This is a genomic window from Bacillus sp. PDNC022, assembly GCF_016919285.1.
GTDB lineage: Bacteria > Bacillota > Bacilli > Bacillales > Bacillaceae > Bacillus > Bacillus safensis.
On sequence record NZ_CP070345.1, the window covers coordinates 663,060 to 681,207 of the forward strand.

Genomic DNA, 18,148 nt, shown 5'->3' on the forward strand with positions numbered 1-18,148 from the left:
ACCTGACATGATTGAAGAAGTACGCACATACATATGTAGAAAAAAGGGACAGGGTGTATGTGATGACATTGCACGCAATCAGCCGATATATGGATCAGCCGACACAGAAAATGATGGAAACATTGATCAAAAGAAAGCATAAATATGAGGGTTTTGCCAAGCAGTGCAAAAGATGGCAATGGACAGCCCTTCTATCGCTGGCCATTCTTTTGTTTTATTTTGTGATCACGGCAAATGCAGGAGGCGGCTCGCTTCAGCCAGAAGCCATGATTGCAACACTGCTTGGTCATGAAGTTTTTCTGTTTTGGATCATGGCTGAGGTCTTTGCTTTTTACGCATCTTATTACTATAAGAAAAAAGAAGAAAAGGCTGAGGATGAATATCATCGGCTTCGATGTGAAATTATACAAAAAAGCACAGATTTATGGCCGCAGTCAAATCAGTGGAAAGAGCGCGAGACGGTTTTTCACTATATGCAGAAGCAATATGACATTAATCTCTATTATGAAAGTAAATAAATGAGAAAAAAAGACGTTTAACAGTTGAAACGTCTTTTTTCATTCAAGCGTCTTATGAAAGAAAGATATGTAAGGGAGCCATTTGTGATGAAATATGCCATCGGATTTACTGCCGCCATTGCGGCTGTTACAACAGGTGTGTGTGTAACGGCAAAAATGGTGAAAACGGCAAAACAAAACAACATCAAAAAGCATTACTTTACAATAGAAGCACTTCAATCAGACCGGCCTGCTGTCATTTTCTTTATTTCTGATACACACAGACGTCTCATCAGTGACACTTTATTAGCAGAAATCAGACAGGAAGAGCCAGATGTGATTATGATTGGCGGAGATTTAGCAGAAAAAGGTGTACCCTATGCAAGGATTGAAGAAAATGTGAAACGTTTATCAAGAATTGCGCCGGTTTATTTTGTTTGGGGAAATAATGATCATGAGCTGCACCAGCAAAAGTTTAAAGAGATTCTTCATGCATATGATGTCACGACTTTGCAAAATGAAACGGCTGTATGGAATTTCGAAGGCCAGCGAATTAAAATCGGGGGAATTGATGATATTCGGCTTGAAAAAGCAGATTATGAAGCGATACGGCCTGAGTTTGTGAAAGATGATGTCAATATTCTCTTATCACACAATCCAGATGTGCATCATTTGATGAGTGAAGAAGAGGGAATCGATCTTGTCCTGAGCGGTCATACGCATGGGGGACAGATCCGGATTGGGAAATTTGGTCCGTATGAAAAAGGAAGAACAGGCCAGGTAAAAGGTGCGTTCTTTCTCATTAGTAATGGCTACGGGACCACAAAGATTCCAATGCGTCTAGGAGCAGAACCAGAAACGCATCTGATCTATTTAATGCCTCTAAAAACGCGTTAACTTGCGGCACCCTCAATATTTTCCATAAAAGTCACCGTAAGCATAGCTTCATGCTTGTCTTCCGTCTTGACACAGTGTAAACTGAATACAAAATTAAGAACCTATGACTCATCATCTCATATACTACAGTATGATGTGTGTTTAGAAGAGGCAGGAGGGAACGTTATGCGACTGGAGCGTCTGAATTATAATAAAATCAAAATTTTTCTCACACTAGATGACCTGACAGACCGAGGTCTTACGAAAGAAGACCTTTGGAAAGATTCGTTCAAAGTCCATCAGCTGTTTAAAGACATGATGAACGAGGCGAATCAGGAGCTCGGTTTTGAAGCGAATGGACCGATTGCTGTTGAAGTATTTTCTCTTCAGGCGCAGGGGATGGTCGTCATTGTCACAAAGAGTCAGCAGGAAGATGCTGATGATGAGTTTGATGAAGATTACATTGAGATGCAAGTCAAGCTCGACGAGAGCAAGCACGTGCTCTATCAATTTGCCTCGTTTGAAGATGTGATTCAACTGTCCCATAGTTTAAGTCGTATTGGACTTTTAGGGGGTACAGTTTACCATTATGAAGGTCAATATTATCTCAGCCTGGATGATGTTGGAGAATTATCTGCTGATACAGTCATTTCGATTTTAGCAGAGTTTGGTTCACCTACGACACTCACCATTCACCGGCTAAAAGAATATGGAAAAGTGATCATGCAAGAAGATGCTGTGAAAACGATTCAAATGTATTTTTAATCACTTTTATCTATTATATTTAATACTGTTGTGATGAAACAACAGTATTTTTTTATATCCTTTTTTATATTTATAAACGCTGATATTTTATTTTGATAAAAAACGCTTTTTACCTTTGCTTTACCAGTACGAAGGTGTATACTATTGCTTGAAAGGGAGCAGTAGATCATGAAAGATTTCTAGGGGGTTTATTTTAATGGCAGCCGATCAAAACGCCGCTCATAACGCAGAAGATAAGCTAGATGTTTTAAAGTCAACTCAAACCGTCATACATAAAGCGCTAGACAAATTAGGGTATCCGCAGGAAGTGTATGAATTGCTGAAGGAGCCAATTCGTCTATTAACGGTCAAAATTCCAGTACGTATGGATGATGGATCGGTGAAAATTTTCACTGGTTACCGCGCACAGCACAATGATGCTGTCGGTCCAACAAAAGGCGGAATTCGTTTCCACCCGAACGTTACGGAAAAAGAAGTAAAAGCGCTTTCAATTTGGATGAGTTTAAAATGTGGAATTGTGGATCTTCCTTATGGCGGAGGAAAAGGCGGTATTATCTGTGATCCAAGAGAAATGTCATTCAGAGAGCTTGAAAAATTAAGCCGCGGCTATGTTCGCGCCATCAGTCAAATCGTTGGACCAACAAAAGATGTTCCAGCACCAGACGTGTTTACGAACTCTCAAATTATGGCATGGATGATGGATGAATATTCTAGAATTGATGAATTTAACTCGCCAGGATTTATTACAGGAAAACCAATTGTTCTTGGGGGATCACACGGACGTGATACTGCAACAGCAAAAGGTGTGACGATCTGCATCAAAGAAGCGGCGAAGAAAAAAGGAATTGACATTAACGGAGCTCGTGTTGTCGTACAGGGATTCGGAAATGCAGGAAGCTACTTAGCTAAATTCATGTATGATGCTGGAGCAAAAATCGTAGGGATTTCAGATGCATACGGCGGATTATACGATGAAGATGGTCTAGACATTGACTACTTGCTTGACCGACGTGACAGCTTTGGAACCGTCACTAAACTATTTAACGATACAATTACAAACCAAGAGCTGCTTGAGCTGGATTGTGATATCTTAGTACCTGCAGCCATTGAAAACCAAATCACAGAAGATAATGCGGCAAACATTAAAGCCAAAATTGTCGTAGAAGCAGCAAATGGTCCAACGACACTGGAAGGAACCAAAATTCTTTCAGATCGTGGTGTACTGCTTGTTCCAGACGTACTTGCGAGTGCGGGTGGTGTAACTGTTTCTTACTTTGAATGGGTTCAGAATAACCAAGGGTTCTACTGGACTGAAGAAGAAGTTGAAACTCGTTTAGAAGATATGATGGTGAAATCATTTAATAATATTTATGAAATGGCGCAAAACCGCCGAATCGATATGCGTCTTGCTGCATATATGGTCGGTGTACGTAAAATGGCTGAAGCTTCTCGATTCAGAGGCTGGATTTAAGCGGCTTATTTGCATCGCGCCTTAAAATCTCCTATCCTTAAATAGGAGATTTTTTTATGGAATGGAACAAAGAATCAAACAGCCCAGCAATTGTTATTGCAGTGAATTGACAGGAGTGGAACAAATGAAACAAGAAAAAGCGATCATAATAGGAGGCGGCCCATGCGGGTTATCAGCTGCCATCGCATTCAAGCAAATTGGGATTGATGCACTTGTGATTGAAAAGGGGAATGTCGTGAACAGTATTTATCATTACCCAACACATCAAACCTTTTTTAGTACAAGTGAAAAGCTTGAAATCGGTGATGTCGCTTTTATTACTGAAAACCGTAAGCCCGTTCGTATTCAGGCACTTTCCTATTACCGAGAGGTCGTCAGACGAAAAAACCTGCGTGTGCATGCTTTTGAAAAAGTAAACGCCGTGACAAAACAAGATGGCCGTTTTACGGTGAGTACATCAAAAGACAACTATTCATGTGATTACGTCGTCATTGCGACTGGCTACTATGATCATCCAAACTATATGAACGTCAAAGGAGAAGACCTTCCTCACGTGTATCACTATTTTAAAGAAGGACATCCATATTTTGATAAAGATGTGACGGTGATCGGCGGGAAAAACTCCAGTGTGGATGCTGCGCTAGAACTTGTGAAATGTGGAAGCAGAGTCACTGTGCTGTATAGAGGAACTGAATATTCATCCAGCATCAAACCTTGGATTTTACCAGAGTTTGAAGCGCTTGTCCGTAATGGAACAATTCGAATGGAGTTTGGCGCGCAGGTGAAAGAAATCACAGAAAAAGATGTGATTTTTACAAATCAGCAAGATCAAACGGATCGAGTGAAAAGTGACTATGTATTTGCCATGACTGGCTATCATCCAGATCATTCTTTCTTAGAAAAAATGGGTGTCACGATTGACCAAGAATCAGGCCGCCCAGCATTTGATGAACAGACGATGGAAACGAATGTTGAAGGCATTTTCATTGCAGGAGTCATTGCAGCTGGAAATAATGCCAATGAAATTTTTATCGAAAATGGAAGATTTCATGGCGGACTCATTGCAGAAGAAATCAACAAAAGAATCAACGGATAAAAAATGAACTGAATCCTTCAAAGGGGTTCGGTTCTTTTTATATAAATTGGGATTATATAGAAAGATATTTTTAGAAAAATGGGCCCGAGTCATATAAAAAAAGGGTAAATCATGGTACGATAATGAAGGATAATGTAGGGAAAGAGGTCTGGTTATGATCGCAATCATCTCAGCAGGTTTAGCTCCCGGCATCGCACTTTTAAGTTATTTTTATTTAAAAGATCAGTACGACAATGAGCCGGTTCACATGGTCATCAGATCTTTTATGCTAGGTGTCATACTTGTGTTTCCAACCATGTTTATTCAATATGTCCTTCAAGAGGAAAATATCGCAACAAACCCTATCTTAATTTCATTTGTGACGTCGGGCTTTTTAGAGGAATCGTTAAAATGGTTCATTTTAATGGTCAGCGTTTATGCGCATGCCCAGTTTGACGAACACTATGACGGGATTGTGTATGGAACGAGTGTCTCACTTGGTTTTGCAACACTTGAAAATATTCTTTATTTAGTCGGTCATGGGGTCGAATATGCATTTACCCGTGCTTTACTACCTGTATCAAGTCACGCATTATTTGGTGTTGTGATGGGTTTTTATATCGGAAAAGCCCGTTTCTCTGATAAAAAAGAGCAGCGCAAATGGCTGTTCCTTTCTTTAACGCTCCCTGTGCTGTTTCACGGCCTGTATGATTTCATTCTATTAGGGATGAAAAACTGGGGATATATCATGGTGCCGTTTATGATTTTTTTATGGTGGTTTGGTTTAAGGAAAGCAAAAAAAGCCCGTGCGGTAAAAATGGTGCAAATTTAATTTGGAAAACGTCCTTTTTGTTTATAGGGCGTTTTTTTGTCTTTTCCATCCAATTCTCTCCTGTGTTGAATGTATAAAAATAGGGATCGGAAGAAACATATATTCAAACATCAAAAGTACAGGAGGATCAAATATGGATAAAGCTCGTTTCATGAAACAAATCGTTCTTATCTTCTCAATCGTTCTTCTTGCGTCTTCACTTTTGACAGCGAGTAAAAGTGAAGCTTTCACCAGCCAAGTCATCCAGCGCGGGGCAACAGGAGAAGATGTAGTCGAGCTGCAAGCGCGGCTCCAATACAATGGTTTTTACAATGGCAAAATCGATGGCGTCTATGGCTGGGGGACGTATTGGGCCGTTCGCAACTTTCAAAACCAATTTGGCATGAAGAAGGTCGATGGACTTGTAGGTCAGAAAACAAAAAACTTATTAGTTCAAAAGACGAAATACTACAAAGAGTTTGTGCAAAAGCAGCTGCAGCAAGGGAACCAGTTTACCCATTATGGCGGAAAGCCTCTTGATCAGCAAACAAAGGCTCCTGCGCAAAGAAGCTCGCAAAAAAAGACAGCTCAAGGTACAAAAGAAAATCAAAAAAGTCAAAGTGGATCATCTGGGAAGTCTGGCAATCAGTCAGGCGGCCAGCAGGGGAATCAAACACCGAAACAAACAGCAGCCAACATGCCTGGTGGTTTTTCTAGTAATGACATTCAGCTCTTGTCGCAAGCTGTTTACAGTGAAGCAAGAGGTGAGCCGTATGAAGGACAGGTGGCCATCGCTGCCGTCATCTTAAACCGTTTGAACAATCCGACCTTTCCAAATACGATTGCAGGGGTCATTTTTGAACCGCTTGCGTTTACTGCTGTAGCAGATGGTCAATTTTATATGTCGCCAGATGAAACGGCCAAAAAGGCTGTGTTTGATGCAATCAATGGCTGGGACCCGTCTGAGAGTGCGATCTATTACTTTAATCCTGATACAGCAACAAGTCCATGGATTTGGGGAAGACCACAAATTAAACGAATCGGGAAACATATATTCTGCGAATAAAAAGAGGTGTAAATAAATGATCAGAGGAATATTGATTGCTATTTTAGGAATTGCTGTCATCTCAACAGGTTACTGGGGCTATAAAGAACATCAAGAAAAAGACGCCGTACTGCTTCATGCTGAGAATAACTACCAAAGAGCTTTCCACGATTTAACGTATCAGGTGGATCAGCTGCATGACAAACTGGGTGCAACACTTGCGATGAACAGTCAAACATCGATCTCACCAGCACTTGCAGATGTATGGAGAATGTCATCGGAAGCGCATAACAATGTCAGTCAACTCCCGCTTACATTGATGCCGTTTAATAAAACGGAAGAATTCCTGGCGAATGTCGGAGACTTCAGCTACAAATCATCAGTCAAATCTTTATCAGATGAACCATTAAATAAAGATACACACAAAACCATTACAGCACTATATGATCAAGCGTCAGATATCCAAAACGAACTTAGACAAGTGCAGCACCTCGTTCTTAATAAAAACTTAAAATGGATGGATGTTGAGATGGCGCTCGCTGACGGTGATCGAAAGAACGACAACACCATCATTGACGGGTTGAAAACAGTCGAGAGAAATGCAGATGCATTTGCAGATGTTGATCTTGGGCCTACAAATGTGTCGACAGAAAAAGAAACACAAGGCTACAATCATTTAAAAGGCGATAAGATTTCAAAAAAAGAAGCGATCCGCATTGCACAGCAATTCACACCCGACCACAACCAGCATTTTAAAGTGAGAAAAAGCGGCAGCAAAACCAATCGTGACGTTTACAGCTTATCGATGTCTGATCCAGACAGTCATGCAAACTTTTACTTAGACTTGACTGAAAAAGGAGGACACCCAGTCTACCTCCTTCAGAATCGTGACGTGAAAAAACAGAAAATCAGTTTAAATGATGCATCAGAAAAAGCACTCAGCTTCTTAAAAAAGCAAGGGTTTAACACAGAATCGTTCCATTTAGATGAAAGTGCACAATTTGATAATATCGGCGTATTTACCTATGTGCCTCTTCAAAAAAATGTCCTGCTTTATCCAGATAGTATACGCATGAAAGTCGCATTGGATGATGGCGAGGTTGTTGGGTTTTCAGCGAAAGACTACTTGATGAATCATAAAACACGAGACATCAAAGCGCCTAAAATCTCACAAAAAGAAGCGAAGAAAACATTGAATCAGCATGTAAAGATCGAAGATACTCATTTAGCGATTGTGCAAAATGATATGTCAGAGGAAGTTCTATGCTATGAGTTCCTTGGAACGATAAAAAACGATACGTACCGCATGTTCATTAATGCAGATACTGGAAAAGAAGAACGGGTAGATAAACTAAAGAACGCAGAACCTATATATAAAGACCTGTAGAAAAGGAAGCAAGGAAAAGGCTAATAAGTCTTTTCCTTTTGTTTTAGACATGGTTTAATATAGGAGAGGATACGATTTCACAGATGAAAAGAGTGATGAGGAATGTTACAAATAGGGGATGCAATCACAATTGAATATGTCAATGAGAATAAAGAAGTGAAAACAGCAAAATCGAAGGTTTTGGAAAATAATAACGATGATATTTGCATTAATTATCCAGCTGATAAAGAAACGGGACGCACCATCTACTTAAACCAGCAAACAGAAATCACCGTGTTCTTTTTTGACGAAAGTCAAATTCCATACAAATGTACAAGCGAAGTCATCGGAAAAAGAAAAGAAGATATCCCGATGATTGTTATTTCCATTCCGCCAAAAGAAGAAATGATCCGGCTTCAGCGAAGAGCATACTTGAGAGTGGATACGATGGTCAAAGCCACCATCATGCAAACGGATGAAGAGGCCTTTGAAACGTTTATTGTGAATATGAGTGCTGGCGGCGTGGCGATTGCTGTTCCTGAAGGCGTGTCATTGAAAGAATATGGAGAAGTGGTCACAGAATTTGAACTTCCTTTGAAAGAGCCCGTGAAAATAAAAGCGGTTGCAGAGATGAGTCGAGTATATCAAGATGAACAGTCTGGCAAAACAAGAGCGATCATGGAGTTTTCTGAGATCACAAATGACCACCAGCAGCACATCATGAAATACTGCTTCCAGCAGCAGCTTTTAACACGTGTAAAAAAAGCATAAGAATAAAGGGTGTAAAAAGCTTCCATACTAGAGAGGAAAGAATCTAGCGTGGAGGCTTTTTGTATGAAGACAATGGAAAGATGGTTATTGAAAGTGGTACTCATTCAGCTTGTTTTATTGCTAACCGTTCAGATCACACTTCATTTGACGAAAGGAGAACTCTTTTTGTCAAAAGTCGTGCAGTATGAGGGTGTAAATAACATGAGCATTGAAGAATGGATTGAGACGTTTAAGCAGAAGGATTGATAGAAAATTCCCCCGTTTGAGCGGTGATCGTGTTACAATTCATAAGGGAGATTCAATCAAGGAGAGGTATTATGAAAAAGAAATTATCTATTGCAATTGATGGTCCTGCAGCAGCAGGAAAAAGCACTGTGGCAAAAATTGTCGCAGCAAAAAAATCATATATTTATATTGATACAGGCGCTATGTACCGCGCGATTACACTTGCGGCACTCAATCAAGGTGTAGATCTTGAAGACGGACAGGCACTTGATTCATTACTGAAAAAAACGGTCATTGAACTCGTAACAACAGGCGAGGGTCAAAAAGTCCATCTAGACAATACGGATGTCACAGAGGATATTCGCACAGACCGCGTAAGCAACCAAGTATCGGTTGTTGCAAAGCATAGAGCTGTTCGGGAAGAAATGGTCCGAAGGCAGCAAGAGCTTGGCAAACGAGGCGGCGTCGTTATGGATGGAAGAGACATAGGCACTCACGTACTTCCAGATGCCGAAGTGAAAATTTTCTTGCTTGCATCAGTAGAAGAAAGAGCAAAACGCCGCTTTGAAGAAAATCAGAAAAAAGGCTACGATGTCAATTACGATCAGCTGATCGAAGAGATTGCAAGACGCGATAAGCTTGATTCTGAGCGCGAAGTTTCACCTTTGAAGAAAGCGGATGACGCCATTGAAATTGACACAACTTCTCTTTCTATTGAAGAGGTGGCAGGGAAAATTTTAGATGCAGCAGACCGCGTGGAGAAACAGTAAGAAATTTTAGAAAACTTTTATAAGTTAGAGGTTTATCTCTTGACAAACAAGGTCTTTTATTAGAAGTTTATACTAATACTATTTTTATTGATCATTCAAGCAATTATATTGATTTGAATGTTTCTATAATACATATTCGGCTGGCAATCATCATGCTTAAGACACATATTCGCCCAGTCGTTTTAACTAAGCTGTGTAGGTTTGGACCAAGGAGGTTATCGAAATGACAGAGGAAATGAATCAAATCGATGTTCAGGTACCAGAGGTTGGAGATGTAGTGAAAGGGATTGTTTCTAAAGTTGAGGACAAGCATGTCAATGTAGATATCGTCAATGTGAAACAACCTGGTATCATCCCAATCAGTGAATTATCAAGTCTTCACGTTGAAAAAGCATCAGATGTCGTGAAAGATGGCGACGAGTTAGAGCTTAAAGTAACAAAGGTCGAAGACGATGCTTTGATTTTATCGAAACGTGCTGTTGATGCAGACCGCGCTTGGGAAGACCTAGAGAAAAAGTTTGAAACAAAAGAAGTATTTGAAGCTGAAGTAAAAGACGTTGTAAAAGGTGGTCTTGTCGTTGACATTGGTGTGCGTGGGTTTATTCCTGCATCTCTTGTAGAAGCACACTATGTAGAAGACTTCACAGATTACAAAGGGAAAACACTCTCACTTGTCGTGGTAGAACTTGACCGCGAAAAAAATCGCGTGATTCTCTCGCACCGTGCAGTCGTTGAGCAAGAGCAATTAGACAAAAAGCAAGACTTCCTGCAAAAGCTTGAAGTAGGCAGTGTGATTGATGGTAAAGTGCAGCGGCTTACTGATTTTGGTGCATTTGTTGACATTGGCGGCATTGATGGATTAGTTCACATTTCTCAACTATCCCATGCGCATGTTGAAAAGCCATCTGACGTAGTAGAAGAAGGACAGGAAGTCCAAGTTAAAGTACTTGCTGTTGATCGTGATAACGAACGTATCTCACTATCTATTAAAGAAACATTACCAGGACCTTGGAGCCAAATTGGTGAAAAGGTAAAACAAGGTGATGTGCTTGAAGGAACTGTTCAGCGTCTTGTGAGCTTTGGTGCATTTGTTGAAATTCTGCCAGGTGTAGAAGGGCTTGTGCATATTTCCCAAATCTCTCATAAACATATCGGCACGCCGCAAGAAGTCCTTGAAGAAGGGCAGACTGTGAAAGTGAAAGTGCTTGATGTGAATGAAGACGAAGAGCGCATTTCATTAAGCATTCGTGATTTAGAAGAAAATCCTGAAAAACAAATCGAAGAGGATTATCGTCAATATCAGGCGAAAGAAGAAAACACAAGCGGATTCCAGCTTGGTGACCTGATCGGCGATAAACTCAATAAACTAAAATAATTTGGTGATCAAAATTGACGCGAGCAGAAAGAAAGAAGCAGCATATTGAGCATGCGTTGTCCACTGGCCAGCATGCAGCAACAGGTTTAGATGATGTTTCCTTCGTTCACGCCAGTTTACCAGATCTTGCGACATCACAAATTGATACACATACGACAATTGGCGGACTGACTTTCGGTTCGCCAATTTTTATCAATGCAATGACTGGCGGGGGCGGAGAATCCACCTATGAGATCAACCGCTCTTTATCGATCGCAGCGAAGGAGACCAATATCCCAGTAGCAGTTGGATCACAAATGGCTGCACTGAAAGATAAAGAAGAAAGACGAACATATGAAGTCGTTCGTAAAGTTAATCCGGATGGAATTGTATTTGCAAATTTAGGCAGTGAAGCGACAATGAAGCAAGCTCAGGAAGCAGTCGACATGCTCGAGGCAAATATGCTCCAGATTCACCTGAATGTCATCCAAGAGATTGTCATGCCTGAAGGGGATCGCGATTTTAGGGGAGCACTTGAGCGGATTGCAGCTATCGCTGAATCAGTTGGTGTGCCTGTTGTCGTGAAAGAAGTCGGATTTGGCATGAGCAAGGAAACGGCAAGAAAGTTATTTCATGCTGGGGTTGCAGCAGTTGATGTAGGCGGATTTGGTGGAACGAACTTTTCTAAAATTGAAAATCTCCGCCGCCAAAAAGCACTTCGTTATTTTGATCAATGGGGGATTCCAACTGCAGCGAGTCTTGCTGAAGTACATACAGCCTTTCAGAATCAAACGATTTTAGCCTCCGGAGGTATTCAAGATGCTCTTGATGTAACCAAATCAATCGCTCTTGGCGCATCTGCTGCTGGTCTTGCTGGATTTTTCTTAAAATCACTGACAAGTGGAGGAGAAAGCGGCCTCATCGCTGATATCATGGATCTTCAAGAAGATATCAAGATGATGATGACAGTGCTTGGCGTGAAGACGATTGAAGAACTGAGACAAGCTCAGGTTGTGATTTCAGGGGAAACAAGTCATTGGCTCAAAGAAAGAGGCGTCGACACAACGTACTATAGTAAGAGAGGCATGTGATATCACATGCCTCAGCGCGTAGACAAACCCTCGCATTCGGTGTCAGTCCTGCGTGCCGGTGCTCACGAATGTCAAATTCGCTCTGCTCCGGTACTCGTCCTTCCTAGGGCTGCAAAGGTTTTCTATCACGCTGAAAAGAAGACAAAGGTCCAAAATAAAGAACATTTTAGCCCTTTGTCAACAAATCTAAGGCATGTGATCATCACATGCCTTTTTTTATTGATTTCTTTTTCGAGCGCTTTCTGGACCTTCTAATGTTGTTGCACCCTTATGATGAATGGATTGATCACGGTCAGATTCCACTCTTTTTGACGCCTTTAAACGTTTTTCCTGTCTATCTTTTCCCATCATGCATCCCTCCTCAATCATTAGGGTGTCACCTCTTGTTTATTTCATGCAAAGCGGGTAATGATCTGCATGTTTAAAAATTGGAGATTTTCCCATAATGTAATTGAGGTGATGAGGCGTTGGAGGCATTGTACTATTATTGGTCTATATGGTTCGTTTGGATTATGGTGACATTTATCATGGAAAAAAGTTTGTGGCGCAGCGTGCTGGGCATTTGTGTACTTGTCCATATTATATTCAGTCATGTCATGATATCCGTTTTAGATATAAGCATCAATGCGGGATTTTTGATGACTTTTTTATATGCATGTGTTGCTTTCGTCATATTCAAGTCTAGTTATCGAATCATGAGAATCATGCAATTGGGCTCAATGGTGAGTGCGTATGCCTTTTTTATGATGTTTGCATTATATGACCCCGTTTGGTTCACGATAATAAAGGTGGATTGGGTTGTATTTTCCCTGCTGATCTTAATGTGTATGACATATGGACAGCCGTTAGCGGAACGAATCACCCTATGGATGATGTCAGTATGTCTCGGCGAAGCCCTTTATGCGCTGACGGTTCACCGCCTCACATCATCAATTGTTATAGGGGACCTCTCTTTTCTTTCCTTCGTTGTTCAAGGAGCGGTCTTCCTATTAGGTGTCGATCAGCTTGAAAAGCTCTTGAACGCCCGTTCATCAAGAAAATCAGTAAAAGGGGCTGCAAAATCAACATGACAGACTATACGTTTCCTGTGATTATTGGTGTCATCTTTGGGATGGCAGCCAGACTTTACATGTTAAGAACGGATTACCGGCAATATCCTACGTATATTCATGGACAAGTGATTCACATTGCGCTTGGTTTTATTGCGTCAGGCTTAGGTGCGATCATTATGCCTGCACTGATTCAGGAGGAATTTACGGCGATTACTTTTCTCACTTTGGCAGCCACGCAATTTCGAGATGTCAGAAATATGGAAAGAAATACGTTAACCCAAATGGATTCGTATGAGCTTGTTTCACGAGGCAGTACATATATAGAAGGCATTGCCATTGCCTTTGAAAGTCGAAATTATATTGCGATTCTCACTGCACTTATTACAACGACAGCCTGTATTTTCTTCTCACTTGTTGTTGGAACAGTGGTCGGTATTCTTTGTTTTTTCATGGCAAAGCTATTAATGTCAGGCAGTCAATTAAAGGATATCGTCAGCATTCAAAAAGGCGAGCTTCGCTTTGATGGGGCAGGGCTTTATGTGAATGATATATACATTATGAATATCGGGCTGCCCGAAAAGCAAAAACTCATTTTAGAACATGGGATGGGCTTTATTTTGACGCCGAAAAATTTCAATTCTGCTACAACGATTGCCAACCTTGGACAGCGGCAAGCAATTTTATTTGATTTATCAAACGTGCTTGGCGTGTACCGCGATTCTGGTGAACCATCGCTCTGTCCGCTCGCAAAACGTGATCTGAATAACGGCACACTTGGCGTGTTCATTTTACCGCAATGGCAGCGTGAAGATTTAGCTGTCCGTGTATTAGAAGAGGTGCCTATTTTAGAAAATGCCATTAGAATGCCGACAGATTTCATTAAAAAGAAAGTGAGGTAATAAGGCATGGCGAACACCATTGAACAATTTATATTGGCTGTGGCAACAACAAATAAAGAGCGGGTTATTGGCGGAACAGCGGTTTTTTTCTGTGAAAATAAAGAAGAGCTCGACATGTATGCCATGAATTTAGAGGCCATTTTAGACGGAATTGCACACGGCATTGGAGAAGATCTTTACTTGATTGTCAAACATTTTTAAGTTATTCATTGTGGTCTGATTAAAAATTGATATAATATATAAGTTGAACCCTTCATGTTTGAAGGGTTTATTTCATAAAACTGAATGAAAATTTTAAATCCCGGTTGAAACATGATGATGAACATATTGAATCGCGGCTGGATTGAAAGGAAGGGTACTATGGGTAAACCTGTCGTAGCCATTGTTGGAAGGCCCAACGTTGGAAAATCTACAATTTTTAATCGAATCGCAGGCGAAAGAATATCGATTGTAGAAGACACACCTGGTGTAACAAGAGATCGAATCTATAGCTCTGCTGAATGGTTAAATTATGACTTTAATTTAATAGATACTGGTGGAATTGATATTGGAGATGAGCCATTCTTGGCGCAAATTCGCCATCAGGCAGAAATCGCAATGGACGAAGCGGATGTCATTATCTTTATGGTGAATGGCCGAGATGGCGTGACATCTGCGGATGAAGAAGTCGCAAAAATTTTATATCGCACGAAAAAGCCAGTTGTACTTGCTGTCAATAAACTGGACAACCCTGAAATGAGAAGCGACGTGTATGACTTTTATGCACTCGGATTTGGCGAGCCGTATCCGATTTCTGGAACACACGGATTAGGTCTTGGTGATCTGCTTGATGCAGTGGCAGAACATTTTAAGAATTTACCGGATACGCAATATGCTGAAGAAGTTGTCCAGTTCTGCTTAATTGGCCGCCCGAACGTTGGGAAATCCTCTTTAGTGAATGCTATGCTCGGAGAAGACCGCGTCATTGTCAGCAATATCGCTGGTACAACAAGAGATGCTGTCGATACGATGTTTACGTACAATCAGCGTGACTTTGTTATTGTTGATACAGCAGGTATGAGGAAAAAAGGAAAAGTATATGAAACAACAGAGAAATACAGTGTGCTTCGTGCATTAAAAGCCATTGATCGTTCTGATGTTGTCGCTGTTGTACTTGATGGTGAAGAGGGCATTATTGAGCAGGATAAACGTATTGCAGGCTATGCACACGAAGCAGGAAAAGCTGTTGTGATCATTGTGAACAAATGGGATGCTGTTGAAAAAGATGAGCGTACGATGAAGGAGTTTGAACAAAACATCCGCGAGCATTTTCAATTTCTTGACTATGCACCTGTCTTGTTTATGTCAGCTCTTACGAAGAAGAGAATTCATACATTAATGCCGTCCATTATCACAGCGAGTGAAAACCATGCAATGCGCGTTCAAACCAATATTTTAAATGATATCATCATGGATGCGGTGGCGATGAATCCAACGCCGACTCATAACGGACAGCGCTTGAAAATTTACTATGCAACACAGGTGGCCATTAAGCCTCCGTCCTTCGTTGTGTTTGTAAACGATCCAGAGCTTATGCACTTTTCTTATGAGCGTTTCCTAGAAAACCGTATTCGAGATGCATTTGGTTTTGAAGGAACACCGATTAAAATATTTGCGAGAGCGAGAAAATAAAAAGGGTGAGCAGGATGAAGAAAATTTCAGTACTTGGAGCAGGCAGCTGGGGAACAGCTCTTGCGCTTGTATTAGCTGATAATCATCATGATGTACACATGTGGGGACATAGACAAGAGCTTATTGATCAAATCAATGAGAAGCATGAAAATCATGATTATTTGCCAAATGTCGAACTGCCAGCGTCTATTCAGGCGACAACTGATATGAAGCAGGCTTTAGAAGGGGCAGAGGCGATTATTGTTGCTGTGCCAACAAAGGCCATTCGTGAGGTATTAAAGCAGGCAAATGAGCTGATCTCATCGAAGGTGCCGTTTGTTCATGTCAGTAAGGGAATTGAACCAGATACACTTCTTCGAATTTCTCAAATGATTGAACAAGAAGTCCCATCTGAGAAAAGAGAGGCTGTCGTTGTCCTATCAGGGCCGAGTCATGCAGAAGAAGTAGGTCTGCGTCATCCGACAACTGTCACTGTCTCATCAGAAAATATTGAAGCAGCTCAATTTGTTCAAGATTTGTTCATGAACAATCATTTTAGAGTATACACAAACCCTGATGTGATTGGGGTGGAAATTGGCGGCGCATTGAAAAATATCATTGCTCTAGCGGCTGGGATCACAGACGGACTTGGATATGGAGACAATGCAAAAGCGGCGCTTATCACTAGAGGACTCGCTGAAATCGCACGTCTAGGCACAAAAATGGGAGGGAATCCCCTTACATTTGCCGGATTAACAGGCGTTGGCGATTTGATCGTGACATGTACAAGTGTTCATTCGCGTAACTGGCGCTGCGGGAATTTACTTGGTAAAGGATATAAGCTCGAAGAAGTGCTTGAAAAAATGGGGATGGTTGTCGAAGGCGTCCGCACGACAAAAGGCGCTTATCAGCTCTCCAAAGAATACAAGGTCAGCATGCCGATTACAGAGGCTCTTTACGGCGTCCTGTTTGAAGGGAAAAAGGTTGACGATGCTGTAGAATCATTGATGGCACGTGTGAAAACACATGAAATGGAAGACCTTGTGAACATGTTTGAAAACCAAACAAAATAAAAGGAAAGACTGAACTTAGGCATGTAGAGGATGCAAGAAGGGGAAGACTTGCATAACATAGCAATGAAGTTTGAATAGAGCTTTGCCTCTACAGAATGAGGAATATAGTCGATCCAATGACTGAAGCAGAGTCCCCCTCTTTGCTTCAGTTTTTTTATGCACTTTTTTCTGAATGATTGGAAAAATGATTGATATTTACCTTATTTTTGGTTTAGAATGAAATATAAACGCTTACAATTCGTTCGTTTTGAAGGGGGACAGGCACGATGAGTTTTGCTTTAATCAAGATGTGGTTTGCACTTGGTTCAATGGGGCTCATGTTTTTAGCCGTAGTAACCATTTATTTCAGCAGGTTTAAGCTGAAAAGTAAATTTCTTAAAATAACAGCCTCAACCGTCGCCTACAGCTTGATGCTTATATCAGGTATCATTGTGTTTTTAGTTGTCTTTAGCGGACCGGTCAATGAATAAAGAAAAAGGAAGAATGTGATGATCAAAGCAAAAGTCAGTGTCACGCTGTTAGCACTTATTTTATTAACAGGATGTCTGTATCCAGAGAATCGCAAAGCTGAAAACCGGGTGCCATACGAAGAGCAGCTGCAAAGTGTACAGACAGCGATTGAGGAATTTCAAAAAGCAACAAATGGTCTTCTGCCTATAGAAACGAAAGAAGCAGACACGCCGGTTTATCAGAAATATGTCATCGACTTTAAGCGCTTGTCACCAAGATATTTACACGATGTACCGTCTACATCTTATGAAGGCGGGGGCGAATATATATATGTCCTCACAGACGTCGAAAAAAAACCAACTGTGAAACTGCTTGATGTCAAAATGACGCAGACCATCAATGAATTACGGCTTAGGATTAAGGTGTATCAAGATGAACATACATATCCGCCATACGGCAAAGTAGTATCAGCCAATTTATATACGTTAAATGAAAAAAAACTAGGATTAAAATCGCCGCCTGCGGTCATGAGTCCTGTGACAGGGAATTCCCTCCCATTACTGATTTCATCAAACGGCGAAATCTATGTAGACTACCGCAGTGATTTTGCTCATATTTTGAAGAATACGAAGCAAAAGCTGAAACCAGATGAAAACATTCAAGATGTATATTGGCAGGAAACCCCGTTTGTACCCGCGTTTTCTGTCCCATATACCATCAACAAAAAAGGTGAGCCTGCCTTTTTAGAAAAAAAGACGTCATAAACAAGAATGAACCTTTTTCCTCTGCATATAAATGAGGAGAAAGGTTTTTTTATGGCTAAACTTACTCTCAAAACAAAAAGGTGTCATATTCAAATAGGACAACGTCATACACATATATTGTCCAGACACCTTTCAAGCACAGT

At 40.9% G+C, this 18,148-nt stretch carries 21 protein-coding genes; 20 read left to right on the forward strand and 1 reads right to left on the reverse strand.

The window, feature by feature from the left end; translation table 11 throughout:
- The first annotated feature begins 62 nt into the window (after window positions 1–62).
- The 13 genes from JVX94_RS03560 to fni all read left to right on the forward strand — a co-directional run bounded on the left by JVX94_RS03560 (window position 63) and on the right by fni (window position 12,117).
- Window positions 63–518: a DUF2663 family protein gene (locus tag JVX94_RS03560; RefSeq protein WP_025093048.1), complete on the forward strand. Its 456-nt coding sequence runs from the start codon at window positions 63–65 to the stop codon at window positions 516–518.
- Window positions 519–605: 87 nt separating this feature from the next.
- Complete coding sequence (locus JVX94_RS03565; protein WP_095408903.1) at window positions 606–1,394, forward strand: metallophosphoesterase; 789 nt, start codon at window positions 606–608, stop codon at window positions 1,392–1,394.
- Window positions 1,395–1,559: 165 nt separating this feature from the next.
- Window positions 1,560–2,138 (forward strand): genetic competence negative regulator, encoded by a 579-nt coding sequence (locus JVX94_RS03570; RefSeq protein ID WP_024428080.1) that lies wholly within the window; start codon window positions 1,560–1,562, stop codon window positions 2,136–2,138.
- A gap of 196 nt (window positions 2,139–2,334) precedes the next feature.
- The gene (locus tag JVX94_RS03575) at window positions 2,335–3,609 is read left to right on the forward strand and encodes a Glu/Leu/Phe/Val family dehydrogenase (RefSeq protein ID WP_007500982.1); all 1,275 of its coding nucleotides are present in this window, start codon (window positions 2,335–2,337) and stop codon (window positions 3,607–3,609) included.
- 124 nt (window positions 3,610–3,733) lie between these two features.
- Window positions 3,734–4,705 (forward strand): YpdA family putative bacillithiol disulfide reductase, encoded by a 972-nt coding sequence (locus tag JVX94_RS03580; RefSeq protein ID WP_144470987.1) that lies wholly within the window; start codon window positions 3,734–3,736, stop codon window positions 4,703–4,705.
- Between the two features lie 154 nt (window positions 4,706–4,859).
- Window positions 4,860–5,516 (forward strand): glutamic-type intramembrane protease PrsW, encoded by a 657-nt coding sequence (gene prsW, locus JVX94_RS03585; RefSeq protein ID WP_073206127.1) that lies wholly within the window; start codon window positions 4,860–4,862, stop codon window positions 5,514–5,516.
- Window positions 5,517–5,649: 133 nt separating this feature from the next.
- Window positions 5,650–6,561, forward strand: a complete 912-nt coding sequence (gene sleB, locus JVX94_RS03590) for a spore cortex-lytic enzyme (RefSeq protein WP_205184560.1) — start codon at window positions 5,650–5,652, stop codon at window positions 6,559–6,561.
- A gap of 16 nt (window positions 6,562–6,577) precedes the next feature.
- Window positions 6,578–7,927, forward strand: a complete 1,350-nt coding sequence (gene ypeB, locus JVX94_RS03595; RefSeq protein WP_144470985.1) for a germination protein YpeB — start codon at window positions 6,578–6,580, stop codon at window positions 7,925–7,927.
- Window positions 7,928–8,029: 102 nt separating this feature from the next.
- Window positions 8,030–8,677, forward strand: a complete 648-nt coding sequence (locus tag JVX94_RS03600) for a flagellar brake protein (protein WP_205184561.1) — start codon at window positions 8,030–8,032, stop codon at window positions 8,675–8,677.
- Between the two features lie 63 nt (window positions 8,678–8,740).
- Complete coding sequence (locus JVX94_RS03605; protein WP_024422820.1) at window positions 8,741–8,923, forward strand: DUF5359 family protein; 183 nt, start codon at window positions 8,741–8,743, stop codon at window positions 8,921–8,923.
- A 71-nt stretch (window positions 8,924–8,994) separates the two neighbouring features.
- Entirely contained in the window at window positions 8,995–9,672 is a 678-nt protein-coding gene (cmk, locus tag JVX94_RS03610; RefSeq protein WP_205184562.1) for a (d)CMP kinase, read from the forward strand.
- A 223-nt stretch (window positions 9,673–9,895) separates the two neighbouring features.
- Window positions 9,896–11,047: a 30S ribosomal protein S1 gene (rpsA, locus tag JVX94_RS03615; RefSeq protein ID WP_041085926.1), complete on the forward strand. Its 1,152-nt coding sequence runs from the start codon at window positions 9,896–9,898 to the stop codon at window positions 11,045–11,047.
- 14 nt (window positions 11,048–11,061) lie between these two features.
- Complete coding sequence (fni, locus tag JVX94_RS03620; RefSeq protein WP_111290431.1) at window positions 11,062–12,117, forward strand: type 2 isopentenyl-diphosphate Delta-isomerase; 1,056 nt, start codon at window positions 11,062–11,064, stop codon at window positions 12,115–12,117.
- A 216-nt stretch (window positions 12,118–12,333) separates the two neighbouring features.
- On the opposite strand, the gene JVX94_RS03625 is transcribed toward fni, so the two are convergent.
- Window positions 12,334–12,465: a YpzI family protein gene (locus JVX94_RS03625; RefSeq protein ID WP_075611569.1), complete on the reverse strand. Its 132-nt coding sequence runs from the start codon at window positions 12,463–12,465 to the stop codon at window positions 12,334–12,336.
- 128 nt (window positions 12,466–12,593) lie between these two features.
- Here JVX94_RS03625 and JVX94_RS03630 point away from each other — a divergent pair, with 128 nt between their 5' ends.
- From JVX94_RS03630 to JVX94_RS03660, 7 genes are all read left to right on the forward strand, one after another.
- On the forward strand, window positions 12,594–13,187 hold the full coding sequence (locus JVX94_RS03630; protein ID WP_481748190.1) for a YphA family membrane protein: 594 nt from the start codon (window positions 12,594–12,596) through the stop codon (window positions 13,185–13,187).
- Window positions 13,184–14,068 carry a YIEGIA family protein gene (locus tag JVX94_RS03635; RefSeq protein ID WP_095408893.1) on the forward strand — a complete coding sequence of 295 codons (885 nt, stop codon included), beginning with the start codon at window positions 13,184–13,186 and terminating at the stop codon, window positions 14,066–14,068. The genes JVX94_RS03630 and JVX94_RS03635 overlap by 4 nt, the downstream gene beginning before the upstream one ends.
- A gap of 6 nt (window positions 14,069–14,074) precedes the next feature.
- Window positions 14,075–14,269 carry a capping complex subunit for YIEGIA gene (locus JVX94_RS03640; protein WP_008344527.1) on the forward strand — a complete coding sequence of 65 codons (195 nt, stop codon included), beginning with the start codon at window positions 14,075–14,077 and terminating at the stop codon, window positions 14,267–14,269.
- A gap of 159 nt (window positions 14,270–14,428) precedes the next feature.
- Complete coding sequence (der, locus tag JVX94_RS03645; RefSeq protein WP_060697190.1) at window positions 14,429–15,739, forward strand: ribosome biogenesis GTPase Der; 1,311 nt, start codon at window positions 14,429–14,431, stop codon at window positions 15,737–15,739.
- 14 nt (window positions 15,740–15,753) lie between these two features.
- Window positions 15,754–16,791 (forward strand): NAD(P)H-dependent glycerol-3-phosphate dehydrogenase, encoded by a 1,038-nt coding sequence (locus JVX94_RS03650; protein ID WP_095408892.1) that lies wholly within the window; start codon window positions 15,754–15,756, stop codon window positions 16,789–16,791.
- A 266-nt stretch (window positions 16,792–17,057) separates the two neighbouring features.
- The gene (locus tag JVX94_RS03655) at window positions 17,058–17,261 is read left to right on the forward strand and encodes a DUF2768 domain-containing protein (protein WP_034280421.1); all 204 of its coding nucleotides are present in this window, start codon (window positions 17,058–17,060) and stop codon (window positions 17,259–17,261) included.
- A gap of 18 nt (window positions 17,262–17,279) precedes the next feature.
- Window positions 17,280–18,005, forward strand: coding sequence for a hypothetical protein (locus tag JVX94_RS03660; RefSeq protein ID WP_144470979.1), 726 nt, complete (start codon window positions 17,280–17,282; stop codon window positions 18,003–18,005).
- The last annotated feature ends 143 nt before the right edge of the window (window positions 18,006–18,148 follow it).

What these genes read in the sequence shown, in the direction of transcription:
- JVX94_RS03560 (WP_025093048.1), top strand. Translation starts at nt 63, where the DNA reads ATGACATTGCACGCAATCAGCCGATATATGGATCAGCCGACACAGAAA.
- JVX94_RS03565 (WP_095408903.1), top strand. Translation starts at nt 606, where the DNA reads ATGAAATATGCCATCGGATTTACTGCCGCCATTGCGGCTGTTACAACA.
- JVX94_RS03570 (WP_024428080.1), top strand. Translation starts at nt 1,560, where the DNA reads ATGCGACTGGAGCGTCTGAATTATAATAAAATCAAAATTTTTCTCACA.
- JVX94_RS03575 (WP_007500982.1), top strand. Translation starts at nt 2,335, where the DNA reads ATGGCAGCCGATCAAAACGCCGCTCATAACGCAGAAGATAAGCTAGAT.
- JVX94_RS03580 (WP_144470987.1), top strand. Translation starts at nt 3,734, where the DNA reads ATGAAACAAGAAAAAGCGATCATAATAGGAGGCGGCCCATGCGGGTTA.
- prsW (WP_073206127.1), top strand. Translation starts at nt 4,860, where the DNA reads ATGATCGCAATCATCTCAGCAGGTTTAGCTCCCGGCATCGCACTTTTA.
- sleB (WP_205184560.1), top strand. Translation starts at nt 5,650, where the DNA reads ATGGATAAAGCTCGTTTCATGAAACAAATCGTTCTTATCTTCTCAATC.
- ypeB (WP_144470985.1), top strand. Translation starts at nt 6,578, where the DNA reads ATGATCAGAGGAATATTGATTGCTATTTTAGGAATTGCTGTCATCTCA.
- JVX94_RS03600 (WP_205184561.1), top strand. Translation starts at nt 8,030, where the DNA reads ATGTTACAAATAGGGGATGCAATCACAATTGAATATGTCAATGAGAAT.
- JVX94_RS03605 (WP_024422820.1), top strand. Translation starts at nt 8,741, where the DNA reads ATGAAGACAATGGAAAGATGGTTATTGAAAGTGGTACTCATTCAGCTT.
- cmk (WP_205184562.1), top strand. Translation starts at nt 8,995, where the DNA reads ATGAAAAAGAAATTATCTATTGCAATTGATGGTCCTGCAGCAGCAGGA.
- rpsA (WP_041085926.1), top strand. Translation starts at nt 9,896, where the DNA reads ATGACAGAGGAAATGAATCAAATCGATGTTCAGGTACCAGAGGTTGGA.
- JVX94_RS03625 (WP_075611569.1), bottom strand. Translation starts at nt 12,465, where the DNA reads ATGGGAAAAGATAGACAGGAAAAACGTTTAAAGGCGTCAAAAAGAGTG.
- JVX94_RS03635 (WP_095408893.1), top strand. Translation starts at nt 13,184, where the DNA reads ATGACAGACTATACGTTTCCTGTGATTATTGGTGTCATCTTTGGGATG.
- JVX94_RS03640 (WP_008344527.1), top strand. Translation starts at nt 14,075, where the DNA reads ATGGCGAACACCATTGAACAATTTATATTGGCTGTGGCAACAACAAAT.
- der (WP_060697190.1), top strand. Translation starts at nt 14,429, where the DNA reads ATGGGTAAACCTGTCGTAGCCATTGTTGGAAGGCCCAACGTTGGAAAA.
- JVX94_RS03650 (WP_095408892.1), top strand. Translation starts at nt 15,754, where the DNA reads ATGAAGAAAATTTCAGTACTTGGAGCAGGCAGCTGGGGAACAGCTCTT.
- JVX94_RS03655 (WP_034280421.1), top strand. Translation starts at nt 17,058, where the DNA reads ATGAGTTTTGCTTTAATCAAGATGTGGTTTGCACTTGGTTCAATGGGG.
- JVX94_RS03660 (WP_144470979.1), top strand. Translation starts at nt 17,280, where the DNA reads ATGATCAAAGCAAAAGTCAGTGTCACGCTGTTAGCACTTATTTTATTA.